General features: G+C 62.6%; 13 protein-coding genes. 6 read left to right on the top strand and 7 right to left on the bottom strand.

Annotation, left to right across the window (positions count from 1 at the left end):
- The 6 genes from AC2VOU_RS16975 to AC2VOU_RS16950 form a co-directional block, all read left to right on the top strand.
- The coding region (locus AC2VOU_RS16975; RefSeq protein WP_486958417.1) for a zinc-binding dehydrogenase at window positions 1–380 on the top strand (380 nt) is incomplete at its 5' end.
- Window positions 381–384: 4 nt separating this feature from the next.
- Window positions 385–1,200, top strand: a complete 816-nt coding sequence (locus tag AC2VOU_RS16970; RefSeq protein ID WP_486958416.1) for an enoyl-CoA hydratase/isomerase family protein — start codon at window positions 385–387, stop codon at window positions 1,198–1,200.
- A gap of 113 nt (window positions 1,201–1,313) precedes the next feature.
- Window positions 1,314–3,008: an AMP-binding protein gene (locus AC2VOU_RS16965; protein WP_486958415.1), complete on the top strand. Its 1,695-nt coding sequence runs from the start codon at window positions 1,314–1,316 to the stop codon at window positions 3,006–3,008.
- On the top strand, window positions 3,008–4,201 hold the full coding sequence (locus AC2VOU_RS16960; protein WP_486958414.1) for an acyl-CoA dehydrogenase family protein: 1,194 nt from the start codon (window positions 3,008–3,010) through the stop codon (window positions 4,199–4,201). Before AC2VOU_RS16965 ends, AC2VOU_RS16960 begins: the two co-directional genes overlap by 1 nt.
- A gap of 52 nt (window positions 4,202–4,253) precedes the next feature.
- Window positions 4,254–5,000: a CoA transferase subunit A gene (locus tag AC2VOU_RS16955; protein WP_486958418.1), complete on the top strand. Its 747-nt coding sequence runs from the start codon at window positions 4,254–4,256 to the stop codon at window positions 4,998–5,000.
- Window positions 4,997–5,638, top strand: coding sequence for a CoA transferase subunit B (locus AC2VOU_RS16950; protein WP_486958413.1), 642 nt, complete (start codon window positions 4,997–4,999; stop codon window positions 5,636–5,638). Before AC2VOU_RS16955 ends, AC2VOU_RS16950 begins: the two co-directional genes overlap by 4 nt.
- 32 nt (window positions 5,639–5,670) lie before the next feature.
- Here the strand turns inward: AC2VOU_RS16950 and AC2VOU_RS16945 are convergent, their stop codons facing one another.
- From AC2VOU_RS16945 to AC2VOU_RS16915, 7 genes are all read right to left on the bottom strand, one after another.
- Window positions 5,671–6,444, bottom strand: a complete 774-nt coding sequence (locus AC2VOU_RS16945) for a FadR/GntR family transcriptional regulator (RefSeq protein WP_486958412.1) — start codon at window positions 6,442–6,444, stop codon at window positions 5,671–5,673.
- A gap of 158 nt (window positions 6,445–6,602) precedes the next feature.
- Window positions 6,603–7,061 (bottom strand): MaoC family dehydratase, encoded by a 459-nt coding sequence (locus tag AC2VOU_RS16940; RefSeq protein ID WP_486958411.1) that lies wholly within the window; start codon window positions 7,059–7,061, stop codon window positions 6,603–6,605.
- Between the two features lie 30 nt (window positions 7,062–7,091).
- Window positions 7,092–7,319 (bottom strand): hypothetical protein, encoded by a 228-nt coding sequence (locus AC2VOU_RS16935; RefSeq protein WP_486958410.1) that lies wholly within the window; start codon window positions 7,317–7,319, stop codon window positions 7,092–7,094.
- Window positions 7,320–7,334: 15 nt separating this feature from the next.
- The gene (locus AC2VOU_RS16930) at window positions 7,335–8,228 is read right to left on the bottom strand and encodes an SDR family oxidoreductase (protein WP_486958409.1); all 894 of its coding nucleotides are present in this window, start codon (window positions 8,226–8,228) and stop codon (window positions 7,335–7,337) included.
- A gap of 54 nt (window positions 8,229–8,282) precedes the next feature.
- The gene (locus AC2VOU_RS16925; RefSeq protein ID WP_486958408.1) at window positions 8,283–9,077 is read right to left on the bottom strand and encodes an enoyl-CoA hydratase-related protein; all 795 of its coding nucleotides are present in this window, start codon (window positions 9,075–9,077) and stop codon (window positions 8,283–8,285) included.
- Between the two features lie 101 nt (window positions 9,078–9,178).
- Window positions 9,179–11,026, bottom strand: coding sequence for a 1-acyl-sn-glycerol-3-phosphate acyltransferase (locus AC2VOU_RS16920; protein WP_486958407.1), 1,848 nt, complete (start codon window positions 11,024–11,026; stop codon window positions 9,179–9,181).
- On the bottom strand, window positions 11,023–12,387 hold a 1,365-nt coding region (locus AC2VOU_RS16915; RefSeq protein WP_486958406.1), incomplete at its 5' end, for an HAD-IB family hydrolase. The genes AC2VOU_RS16915 and AC2VOU_RS16920, both read right to left, overlap by 4 nt.

Below are 12,387 nucleotides of genomic sequence, written 5' to 3'. Positions count from 1 at the left end.
ACAGCGACGACAGTTGGCCGGAGTCGGCGAAAGCCGCCTCCCCGCAGCGGGCCGGATTCGACCTGATCCTGGACCCGGTCGGTCGCTGGACTGAGTCGGTGCGAGCGCTACGACCGGGCGGGCGGATGGTCGTTCTCGGGGCCAACGCAGCACAAACCGCCGCCATGGACATCCGCAGCTTCTATTTCGGCCAATTCGACCTTCTGGGAACCACGATGGGGAGCTCACGCGATTTCGCGGGCCTGCTACAGATGATGGATCAGTGCGCGGTGAGCCCGCCACCGATCGATCGCGAGTTCCCGTTGGACCAGGCGGCCGCCGCGCACCAATACCTCGAGAGCGGGCGCACATTCGGTAAATGCGTACTACGACACGACTAGGAGCATGACTGTGAACGACGCTGTCGAACTGGTGACCTACCGGCTCGAGCCCGTTAATCCGGCAGACGATGTCGCCGCGGCCTACGTGACGCTCAACGACCCCGACCGACGCAACGCCCTGTCTGATACCCTCCTGGACCAGCTCAGCGCGCTGCTGCAGCGCGCCCAGGCCGACCCCCGGGTCCGGGTGATCGTGCTGACCTCGTCGCACCCGCGAATCTTTTCCTCCGGTGGCAACCTCGACGCATTCGCCGACGATCGCCCTACCATCGTGAAATACGCCGGACTGCAACGTTTCCCAAGCCTGTTTCGCACGCTCAACGAAATCAACAAGCCGGTGATCTGCGCCGCGAACGGCGACGTGCTGGCCGGAGCGTTCGGTATCGCGTTGGCTTGCGACCTCATCGTCGCCAAAGAATCGATCCGGCTCGGGTGCCCTGAGATCAACGTGGGCGCCTTCCCGTTCATGATCTCGGCGTTGATTTTTCGTGCGACCGGCCGATTGATCGCCAACGAACTGATGATGACCGGCCGCCTTATCAGTGCCAGCGAGGCGGCGGCCGCCGGCTTGGTGAACAGGGTCGTGCCCGACGACGAATTCGACCAGGCTGTGCGCACCTGGGTCAGCGACATCGCCGCCAAGTCGCCGCTGCTGCTCGGTATGGGCAAGCAGGCGCTGGCAGCGACGCGCGATCTGTCCCTGGAGTCCGCGCTGGACTACCTGCAAGGCCAGCTTGCACTGGCTTTCACCACCGACGACCTCGCCGAGGGCGTGCGTGCATTCAAGGAGAAGCGCTCGCCGCGGTGGCGAAACAGCTGAACATCTTGCCACGTATGTTCCTTGCCGATTCGGTCTGACCATTCTACAATTTGCAGGATTGCGTCTTACGATCACACCCGGAGGACGCGAACCCGACGACCTAGGAATCTGCGATGAAGCCGAGCCCGTACACCGAACGATACGGCCCTCAGGAGATCGACGAGTACTACCGGTCGGGATTGTGGTCTGCAGATACATTTCACGACCTCCTGGTTCGACATGTTCGCGAGAACGGCGACAAGGTGTTCGCCACCGACGGAGAGCGGTCGTTGACATTTAGGGAGTTGTTCGACGCCGGCCAACGCCTCGCCGTCGGACTGCACCGCCGTGGCCTACGTCGGGGCGACAGGGTTGCTGTTCAGTTGCCCAACTGGGTGGAGTTCATCGAGGTATTGACCGCTTTGTCGCGATTGGGCGTCATCATGGTCCCGATCATGCCGATCTATCGGCGCGATGACGTCAGCTACGTGCTCTCCAACGCCGGCGTGCGGGCTGTATTCACACCCGCTAATTTCGGCAAATTCGACTACCTCGATATGTATCTCGGCCTGCGCGAGGAACATCCAGACCTGTCCATCTTCATCGCCCGCGCCGACGAGGAGGCCCAACGCATCGCTGACTCCGATGGCAGCGTTGCGACGATCACCGACTTGGCGTCCGTCCCCGACAGCGATGACGCGGTCGCGGAACTTCCGGCTCCACCGAGTCCTGACGAGCCCTTCGTAATCGTCTACACCTCAGGCACCACGTCGCGGCCAAAAGGATGCGTCCACACGTTCAACACCTATTGCGCAGGTTCACGCGCGCTGGTCGGCCCCTTCGGATACACCGAGAACGATGTTCAGTTCGGTCCCTCGCCTATCGCGCACACAACGGGTTTGGTCACCAGTGTGCTGGTGCCGCTGCTTAGCGGTGCCGCAACACATCTGATGGCTAAGTGGGATCCGGTCCGCGGTATCGAGGAGATTCAGCACTTCGGTTGTACCGCGGCCGTCACCGCTCCAACGTTTCTGCACACTTTGCTCTCCGAGTACGACGCACAGCGCCACGACCTCTCGACGCTGCGGCTGTGGACCTGCGCCGGGGCGCCCATCCCTGCCGCGGTGGTCCAACAGGCCGGCGCTGCCCTGCCTAATATAAAAGTCCTCAGCCTGTACGGTCGCAGTGAAAACCTCGTCACCACAACGTGCTCTGTCACTGACGACGTATCTCGCGCTCTGACATCCGACGGCCGTGCCATGCCCGGCGCGACGGTCAAGGTCGTCGACGACAACGGCAAAGAAGTCCCGCCCGGAACCGAAGGTGACATCGCCTACCGAGGCCCCGCGCACATGATCGAATACCTGTCCAATCCCGCCGAGACCGCCGCCCTCTTCACCGACGACGGCTACTCCCGCTCCGGAGATCTGGGCAAGATGACCGCAGACGGTTACGTCCGCGTCACCGGCCGGACCAAAGACATCGTCATCCGGGGCGGGATGAACATCAGCGTGCGAGAAATTGAAGAACACCTCGCCAATCATCCCGAACTGCAGGCGTACTCCGTCGTGGGTATGCCTGACGAACGCCTCGGAGAACGCGTGTGCTGCTACGCGGTCGCCAAACCCGGCCACGACACACCATCGGTCGAGCAGCTGCGCGAATTCTTACTCGCACAAGGGATGCCGATCCAGAAGACACCCGAACGGGTCGTCGCCATCGATACGCTACCGATGACCGCTACCGGCAAAGTCCTCAAACATGAACTCCGCAAAGACATCGAACAGCGCCTCGTCGACGAGTCCCAGCGTGTGGCGGGCGCGTCCTGATGGAACTCAAAGACACCCCTGAAGAAGCCGATTTCCGGGCACGCGCGCGCTCGTGGCTGGAAGAAACCGTACCCAAACTAGGCGGGGATGAACCTGCACGCCTGGAAGACAAACTCGACTACTGGCGGGCCTGGCAGCGACTGCTCCACGACGCGGGATACGCCGGCCTGTTGTGGCCCAAGAAATACGGTGGCGGCGGCGCCGACGCAAATTTGCGCGCGATCTTCAACGAAGAACTTGATCGCGCCGACGCCCCGGAACGGCTCAACATCATCGGCGAGGACTTCGCTGGCCCCACCATCATCGAGTTCGGAACGCCCGACCAGCAGCAGCGCTACCTCGAACCCATCCTGACCGGCGCAGAAATCTGGTGCCAGCTGTTCTCTGAGCCAGAAGCCGGCTCAGACCTCGCCTCACTGCGCACCACCGCCACCAAAGTGGACGGCGGCTGGCGCATTCAGGGCCAAAAGATCTGGACCAGCCGCGCGCAACTGGCCGCGCACGCCATTTTGCTCGCCCGCACCGGCGGCGGTCCACGTCACCATGGCATCACCTACTTCCTTCTCGACATGGGCAGTCAGGGCGTTCAGGTTCGCCCGCTCGCGCACATGCTGGGCGAAGCCGAATTCAACGAGGTGTTCCTCGACGACGTCTTCATTCCCGACAGCGACGTGCTCGGCGACGTTGACGGCGGCTGGCAGGTAGCGATGAGCACACTGGCATTTGAGCGTGTTGCCATCGCCACCGGTCGGGTCAACACGACGGGGGCCGTCAACGACCTGATCCGGCAAATCACCTCTCGCACTGCCGACGACGGCAGCCCACTCGGCGCGGATCCTCATGTGCGACAACGGATCGCCGATCTCTACGGACGCGCGTTGATTCACTATTTGATCGGTCAGCGGGTCATCACCGGAGCCGCAGGCGACGGCCCCCCCGGGCCGGTCACCTCGATCGGGAAACTGTTCTTCTGTCCTTTGGTGGAAGACATCGCCGACTTCGGGCTCGATCTCGACGAGATGGGCGGCCAGTTCGCGCTCGCCGAGAAGAATCCGTCCGACCCGTCCTCGGCGCACAGTCAGCGCTGGCTCCGACTAGCCTATCAGGCGCGCGGGACCGCTATCGCCGGCGGATCGACCTTTATCCAGCGAAATATCGTCGCCGAGCGCATCCTCGGCATGCCCAAAAACTGAACCCGATGGACACGCGGCACCTTCACGCGAGCAGAGACAAGGGCAGATGACGATGGACAAAGTCGTGGGCACGACAGCAGAAGCCGTCGCCGACATTACCGACGGATCGTCGATGGCCGTGGGTGGATTCGGGCTCTGCGGCATCCCCCAGGCACTCATCGCCGCGGTGCTCGACCTGGGGGTCGGCGACCTCGAGACGGTCTCGAACAACTTGGGCGTGGACGGCATTGGGCTCGGAATTCTGCTGGAGAACAAGCGAATTCGACGCACTGTCAACTCCTATGTCGGCGAGAACAAGGAGTTTGCCCGCCAGTACATCGGCGGTGAACTCGAACTGGAACTGACACCGCAGGGCACGTTGGCCGAGCGACTGCGCGCCGGCGGGGCAGGGATTCCCGCGTTCTACACACCCACCGGTGTCGGAACACAGGTCGCTGACGGCGGTCTCGCGTGGCGTTACCACCCCGACGGCACTGTGGCGGTTGCATCGCCGCCAAAAGAAACCCGCGAATTCGACGGTCTGACTTACGTATTGGAGCGCGCCATCCGCACGGATTTCGCGCTGGTGCACGCCTTCATCGGTGACCGGCACGGAAACCTCGTGTATCACGCGGCGGCCGCCAACTTCAATCCCGACTGCGCGGTCGCAGGCCGGATCACCATCGCCCAAGTCGAGCACCTCGTCGAACCGGGCGAGATCAACCCCGCCCACGTGCACACCCCGGGCATCTTTGTGCAGCGGGTAGTGCACGTACCGGATCCCGTCAAACAGATCGAGAAGGAAACGGTGCGGCCATGAGCTGGAGCCGGAACGACATTGCCGCCCGTGTTGCAGCAGAGCTGAGCGACGGCCAGTACGTCAACCTCGGTATTGGCTTGCCCACCTTGATTCCCGGGCATATTCCAGCCGATATCACCGTAGTCCTGCACTCCGAGAACGGGATACTTGGTGTCGGGCCCTACCCGCGGCCTGAAGACCTCGATGCTGATCTGATCAACGCGGGCAAAGAGACCGTCACGACCCTTCCGGGTGCGGCGTTCTTCTGCTCGTCCTCTTCGTTCGGCATCATCCGTGGCCGGCATCTCGACGTCGCGGTGCTCGGCGCGATGCAGGTTTCCGTTTCTGGCGACCTGGCCAACTGGACGGTCCCCGGCAAGATGATCAAGGGCATGGGCGGCGCCATGGATCTGGTGCACGGCGTGGAGCGGGTCTTCGTGATGATGGAGCACACCGCCAAAGATGGTAGTGCGAAAATCGTTGAAGAATGCACGCTTCCGCTTACCGGTCGGCGTTGCGTCAGCCGCATCTTCACCGACCTCGCTGTCATCGACGTCACCGACGAGGGTCTACAGCTTGCGGAGACCGCTCCCGGTGTGACCGTCGATGAGGTGGTCGCAAAAACCGAACCGCGCCTGACAATTCCCGCCCTGCGCTGAACTCTGTCGTTTCGACAAGCGATGCCGAAGCGCTAGTCGTCGAAGTCGATCGCCTCGCGTTTGTCCACCGCCAGCGCGGCCTTGGCGTAGCTGTGCACGTGGCGGCTCATACGCCGAGCGGCGGCCTCGGCGTCATTGTTGCGGATCGCGGTGGTGATCGACTTGTGCGCGCGCGCCGTAACAGCGCGCACCGTGTCGTCGACGAACGAGGCGTTGTCGGTTCCTGTATAGATCGCGTGCGACAGCGCCGTCATGAACCCGATCAGCAATTCGTTGTGGCTGGCCTTGGCGACTCCCACATGCCAGTCCAGATTCGCTTGCAAGAAAGCCGACAGGTCGGCGTCGGGGTCGGCGATGTCCTTGTTCGCCTGGTCAAGTACCGCCAAGTCCTCGTCGGTCCGCTTGCGGGCGGCTGATTCAGCGCAGAAGGGCTCCAACGCTTCACGAGTCTCCATCAGATCTGCAAGCTTGATCCGCTGACCGCGAATGAGCATGCTCACCGAACTGGCCATACCGTTGGTCGTGGGCCGCTGCACAAAAGCTCCGCCGGCGCGGCCCGTCCTGACTCGGACGAGATTTTGCACCTCGAGAATTCTCAAAGCCTCGCGAACGGTCGCGCGGCTCATCTGTGTTTGCTTGACAAGCTCGCGCTCTGCCGGCAGCGCCGTTCCCTCAGGCAATTCGCCTGACAGGATCCGCTCGCGCAGCTCTCGCGCGAGCACGTCGGAGGCTTTGGGGACATCGACAGGCTTGAGCAATACAGTCGAGCGCGGCGGAGCCGAGTTCGTCGTGCCTGCGTCAGTCATGGTGTGCCCTTCTGGGCTTTGGCATAAAGGTAAGACCGAAGCCTGTGGTTAGTTTATTACCTCAATGCCGAAGATGCACTGACGGGCGTTGACTCATATCGTGTGCGGCCGATCACCCGCGCGCGCAGCGCATGCGGAGCGGGATCCGTTTACAGGGACTAAAACACCATACGAGCGATGAGTTCGGCCACGGCTGCGGGCTTCTCGGAACGATCGAGTTCAACGGTGTGGCGCACGACGAGGTCGACGGTGCCGCCCGCTCGGGCAATGGCATCGATAAGTTCGGATCGAACGCGCACACGTCCTTGTGCGGGCACGGGCGCGAGGAATCGCACTTTGTTGAGGCCGTAGTTAATGCCCATTTTCGCGTTGTCGACGCGGTAGTTGGCCTTGCTCAAGGCCGGAATCAGAGAGAGGGTCAGAAAGCCGTGCGCTATGGTGCCGCCGAAGGGGCTTTCCGAGCGAGCACGGTCCGGGTCGACATGAATCCATTGGTGGTCGCCGGTGACCTCGGCGAACGCGTCGATCCGGTGTTGATCGATGTCTGTCCACTCGCTGACACCGAGTTCGTCGCCGACGGCCGCGACTGCGTCCTCTACGGATGAAATGACTCGCACGGCGAAATCCTCCTGAAGAGTGCTGGGTGCTTACTGAAATGGTGTGCGCGTCGCGCGTCGGCGCCAGCGGCGCACGGCATCGGCTAAACCGTTGACGGTGATCGAACCGGATGCGCCGACGATGATGCCGGTGACAATCAGTAGGAGTCGATCGATTGCGAACCCGATTAGTGCACAGCAGAATCCGGCGAGTGCGATCGTCAATGCGACAGCAAGTCCCGGAAGTGGTTGGCTGTAGTCCTCGAATGCTTCGGTCATCGTGATCTCAGTCCATTACACCGAGCGGGCAGCCTTCGAGGCCGCCGACGCCGCCTGACTGCGTTCGCGAGCTGTCGCCCAGTCAGTCTCGGTCATCGAGGTCAGACCGGCAAATGTGTTGGGCCCGGCTAGTCGTTGCCCGCCGTCCATCGCGATCGTCTCCCCGGTTAGGTACTCGCACGCATCGGAGAATGCAAAGATCGTCAGGTTGGCGAGTTCGTCGATGGTTCCCGGGCGACCCAGTGGGATCTGGTCAGTTTGAGTGGCTCCCACCGAACTCTTATCGGTGGGATTCAACATCTCCCACGCGTATTCGGTTGGAATGGGGCCAGGCGCAAGCGCATTGAGCCTGATGTTGTGCGGGCCCCATTCGACTGCCAACGACATCGTCATCGCGTGTACCGCGGCCTTGGCCATCGCCGAGGGCACGACGAATGCCGAACCGCTCCAGACCCACGTCGTCAGATTCGACAACACAGTTCCCGGCAGTCCCTCGTCGATCCAACGTTTGCCCACTGCCAAGGTCGTGTGAAACGAGCCGCTCATCACCGTGGAGACCACCGCCTCGAACGCTCGGGGGCTCAAGCTGGTCGTCGGCGCGATGAAATTCGCAGCCGCATTGTTGAGCACGCCGGTCAGCGGGCCATGGCGATCCCATATGTCGCCAACAGCCACGGCGACCTGATCGAAGTCTCGAACATTGACCGCCTGGTAGTGGGCACTACCCGGATGACCATCGGAGATCTCGGCAGCCGCATCGGCCAGGACAGACTCCCGTCGACCCCACAGATGAACCTGCGCACCGTGGGCGACGAGGCGGGCCGCGACTCCGCGGCCCAGCCCCGTTCCGCCGCCTGTGATGACGATGCGCTTACCCGACAAAATTGCCGGATCAAATATTCGCGCCACGGATCCCAGCTCTCCCAACGTCTTCGGCAGCCTGCACTGTGCAGACCGAACGGCTCAGTTGCCGCGGTAGGCGGCGAATTCCGGCACCCGCTTCTCGTTGAACGCGGTGATGCCTTCTTGCGCTTCCGGGGTCTCGCCGAACATCTTTAGCGTCGAGTACGCCATCTGGCCGACTGAGGCGAACTGTTCGGTATCGGTGTTGAACGACTGCTTGAGGACCTTCAACGAGGTCGGCGACAGCATCAGGATCTCATCGGCCCACGCACGGACCTCGGCCTTGAGTTCGTCGGCGGGCACAACCTTATTGACCAGACCCCACCGCTCGGCCTGCTCCGCCGAATACCGCCGGCACAAGAACCAGATCTCGCGAGCGCGCTTCTCGCCGACCACTCGGGCCAGGAAGCCCGTACCGAATCCGGCGTCGAAGGACCCGACCCGGGGACCATTCTGACCGAACACCGCTGTGTCCGCCGCAATCGTCAGATCGCACAGCACGTGCAGCACGTGACCGCCACCGATGGCGAATCCATTAACTGCCGCAATCACCGGCTTCGGAACGTCACGAATGACCCGATGCAAGGTGTCGACCTCGAACAGTCCCGTTTCCGACGGTCCGTAATCACCGGTTTCGGCGCGCTGCTTCTGGTCGCCACCGGTACAGAACGCCTTCTCCCCCGCCCCGGTCAGACAGATCACGCCGACTTCCGGACTGCCCCAGGCCATTTTGAAAGCGCGGATCAGCTCGTCAAGGGTGCGGGCACGGAACGCGTTGTACCGCTCTGGACGGTTGATCGTGATCCAGGCGAGGCCATTGTCGACCTCGTAAGTGATGTCAGTGAACTCAGTCATCGGTTGCCTCTCCTTGTTGAAAGCCACGGGGCGACAGTCGCCTGTATTTGGTCTTACCATTCTACCAAAACCTGATCGCCGGGGGAAATCTGATCCCCGCCTTAGATCGTGACGATATTTCGACGTATTCGGGCCAGTTCAGCGACAGAGGACTGCACGTCGTCCAACTCGGCGACGAGCGTGACCCGCGCGATCGCGACCTCGTCGGTGCGTGCTTGAGCGTCGAGCAACCCGCGGTGACGGGCCATCTTCAGCGCAGTCGCAAACATGTCCCCCGATACCGACTCTTCGGTGATGCGATGCTGCAGCGACCACTGCCGGCCCAGTCGCAGGCACCGCTCAAGGAACTCCTGCTCGTCGATGTCGCAGCGCGTGCCGAGCAGAACCAACTCCTCGGCAACCACGCGGTAGGCGTCGATGAACGGACGAAGGACCAGATGCGCGACCAACAAGTCGCTTTCGTTGAGGGTCCGTTCAGCCTCATCGATATCGACGGGCAGGTCCGGATCGTGGTACCGGCCGGTCATGGTCGCGAACTCGGTCCAGAGTTCGTCGGCGAACTCGGCTCGGGCGGCAAAGAAGAAGTCAAATTTCAAGAGCTCGCGGACTGCCAGGGCTCGTTCCCACCCGGTGCGCTTGGTGGCACCCTCGGTGCGAACAATCGCCAACAGTGCCAACTCGGCGATAGCCCGCATTACGAGAACGTGCAGGGCGCTGTTGCGATAGACCGCTGCGATCAGATGCTGATCTGTACCGATTCCCCATACGGTGACAGGCCCCTCTGAAAAGCACGTCAACACGCCCGAACCGACGAGGGCGTGCAATGTCTGCGACACAGTGGCGCGCTCCGTCAGATCGGCACCACCCGCCACAGGCCATTCCCGGCCACGTAAGTATCGGGCCAACGGCGCCACCGTCGCGCAGACTTCATCGAGAGTGAGCGCTCGGTCCTCGCCGAGCATCGCAACACAAACGGCCGCGGTGGCCGTCACCGGTGTCGCCTGATTGAGCCGGTGGCAGATTTCCAGAGCGATCCGTTCGACAATCTGTCGATCGTTGAGGTCCTCGTCGCGCAACTCAGCCATACGCTGGTAGAGCCCGACTGGGGACCCGAAATTGATGTAGATGCGCCCCAGGCGGTGCCGGAGTCCTCGCGCGTAGCTGAGCAGCCAGCGGGCATTCTCGGGCTTCTTCGGCAGTCCACGCGACTCGGCAGTCATCAACTTCACTTCGTGTAAGGGCAACTGATCGAAAAGTATCGACACTGGAATAGCGAGCGTTCGATCCGAGCCCACCGACTCGACGGCGTCGGTCACATATCTCAGCAACCCGTAGCGCGGCGGCCGCAACTTGCCCGTGCGTGTGCGGCCGCCCTCGATCGACCAGACCAGGTTGCGTCCGCTAGTGACCATGTGACCGACCAATGCACGCAAGGCCAATCGATAGACCGGTGCGCCCCCAGTCGAGCGCTGCACTGGTATGAAGCCGTTTCGACGCGCGAAATTTCCCAGGGGAAAGAAGTTGAGATTCGCGCCCGCCAGCCCGAATGTCGGGGAGATCCCGCCCCGGGTCAGGCTCGGCGGAAACGAGAACTGATCCAGATATGAGCGGTGCGAGATCAGGAAGATCAGGGCGTGGTCGCGGTCGAGTTCGCGCAGCCGGGCCAGATCAGCGTCATCGATCACGATCTGAAATCCACGCACCATCCACGCCGACCAGAGCTGCCAGGCTCGTACCACCGCCGGCAGATGGGTTGCGGCCATCTCGCGTACGTGGGCGGCGGCTTCGGCACGGATGTCGACCACATCGCGGCCCAGTTGAGACGCCAGTTGCGCTGTGGCAGCGAGATAACCGCTGGACTGCAGTACAGCGTGGGTGTCGTCCTCGGAATGTGCGCCGGTGAACCCGTTCGTGCGCAGCCGCACCAACTGACCCACCAGCCACGTCATTTCTGCACCGCCACCGAAGTGTTGGCGACCGCGTCCGACCAACGCTTGCCGGCGTCGACGCCGGGCCAATCGTCGAGAGTGTCGACGTAGAGCTGGCGCATGCGCGGCACCCAGCCGTCAAGATCGGCTTTCGTCCAGCCCGCGGTTGGAACCGGTTCGTGGACAACGACTTCGATGGTGCCTTCCTGGGCCACTTTGGCGTTGCGCCACATGATTTCACCCGCATTGCGGATAACGATCGGGACGATAGGAGCTCCGGCGTCACGCGCGAGGTGGAAGCCGCCCTTTTTGAAAGGACCGATCTTCGGACTCAACGACCGGGTGCCTTCCGGCGAGAGGGCGATGGAAATACCTTTGCGCAGCCGATCTACCGCGGGCTGCATCGCCGAGATCGCCGTCGAGGTATCCGAGCGGTCCACGAAAGCGACATCGGCCAGTGACAGAAGCTGTCCCAGAAGCGGTACCTGCTTGACCTCAGCTTTGGCCACGACGGTGAACCCGCGTTTCACGACCCGCGAGGTGACCAACGCGTCGATGAGTGTGCTTTGGTGATTGATGAAGAACACAGCGGGTCGCTGTGTTGCGTTCTGTTCACCAGTTACGTCGATGCCGATGTTGCCCAGTTGGCCGCCGACGCGACCGAAAAGCGATGTGGCAAGGTCCATCCCACCGCGGCGGTCCCATGTGAGGGCCCCGGCTAACACGCCGGCTCCCACCGCCGCTCCGAAACCGCCGTACAGGGCTGATGTGCGAGCCCACGCCATCGGGTTCAACCTGCTGCGCTTGGTTCGGAAATACAGCACCCCCCAGCCTCGCTCAGCAGCGCAAGCGGCCAGAGCGGGCGCAGGGTTCACCGGGTGCGCCGTACCGACGGCGGAAAGCAACGCTACGTCTTCGTCGCCATTGGCGTAGCCGAAGCTTGCCTTCATCGGGATCCGGTGACGGCGCGCAAATTCCTTGACCGCGGCGGCCTTGCCGTCGCCCCACAGTGTCCGCCCGGCGAGTTCCCCGGTGAGCACACCGCCTTCGGTTTCAAGCTCGGTACACAAGACATGCTCAATGCCCAGTTCGCGGGCCATGGGCTGCGCCTGCATGCGGGTCGCCGAGGTCGCGATGACCACGGTGTGGCCGCAGTTCTGGTGCGCCCTCACCAGCCGCCAGGCTCCGTAGAACAGTGCGCCGGCGATGTCTTCGGTGAATAGTTGCTGGCCGAGTTCCATTAACTCGTCTTCGGTGCGGCCGACCCACCCGCGGATGCCCTGCCGTAGTAGATCTTCGAACGCAGCTTCGTCGAGTGGTCCACCCATCGCCGCACGCAGCGTGCGCACAACTTCATCTGGTCCGAGCTCGAAATTACGAAC

It is taken from the genome of Mycobacterium sp. TH-M25 (assembly GCF_057473665.1).
Note: the sequence above shows the minus strand (reverse complement) of the source record. Positions and strands in the feature narration are given on the sequence as shown.

Coding starts and splice junctions, on each gene's coding strand:
- AC2VOU_RS16970 (WP_486958416.1), top strand. CDS start 385: ATGACTGTGAACGACGCTGTCGAACTGGTGACCTACCGGCTCGAGCCC.
- AC2VOU_RS16920 (WP_486958407.1), bottom strand. CDS start 11,026: ATGACGTGGCTGGTGGGTCAGTTGGTGCGGCTGCGCACGAACGGGTTC.
- AC2VOU_RS16955 (WP_486958418.1), top strand. CDS start 4,254: ATGGACAAAGTCGTGGGCACGACAGCAGAAGCCGTCGCCGACATTACC.
- AC2VOU_RS16945 (WP_486958412.1), bottom strand. CDS start 6,444: ATGACTGACGCAGGCACGACGAACTCGGCTCCGCCGCGCTCGACTGTA.
- AC2VOU_RS16935 (WP_486958410.1), bottom strand. CDS start 7,319: ATGACCGAAGCATTCGAGGACTACAGCCAACCACTTCCGGGACTTGCT.
- AC2VOU_RS16965 (WP_486958415.1), top strand. CDS start 1,314: ATGAAGCCGAGCCCGTACACCGAACGATACGGCCCTCAGGAGATCGAC.
- AC2VOU_RS16950 (WP_486958413.1), top strand. CDS start 4,997: ATGAGCTGGAGCCGGAACGACATTGCCGCCCGTGTTGCAGCAGAGCTG.
- AC2VOU_RS16960 (WP_486958414.1), top strand. CDS start 3,008: ATGGAACTCAAAGACACCCCTGAAGAAGCCGATTTCCGGGCACGCGCG.
- AC2VOU_RS16925 (WP_486958408.1), bottom strand. CDS start 9,077: ATGACTGAGTTCACTGACATCACTTACGAGGTCGACAATGGCCTCGCC.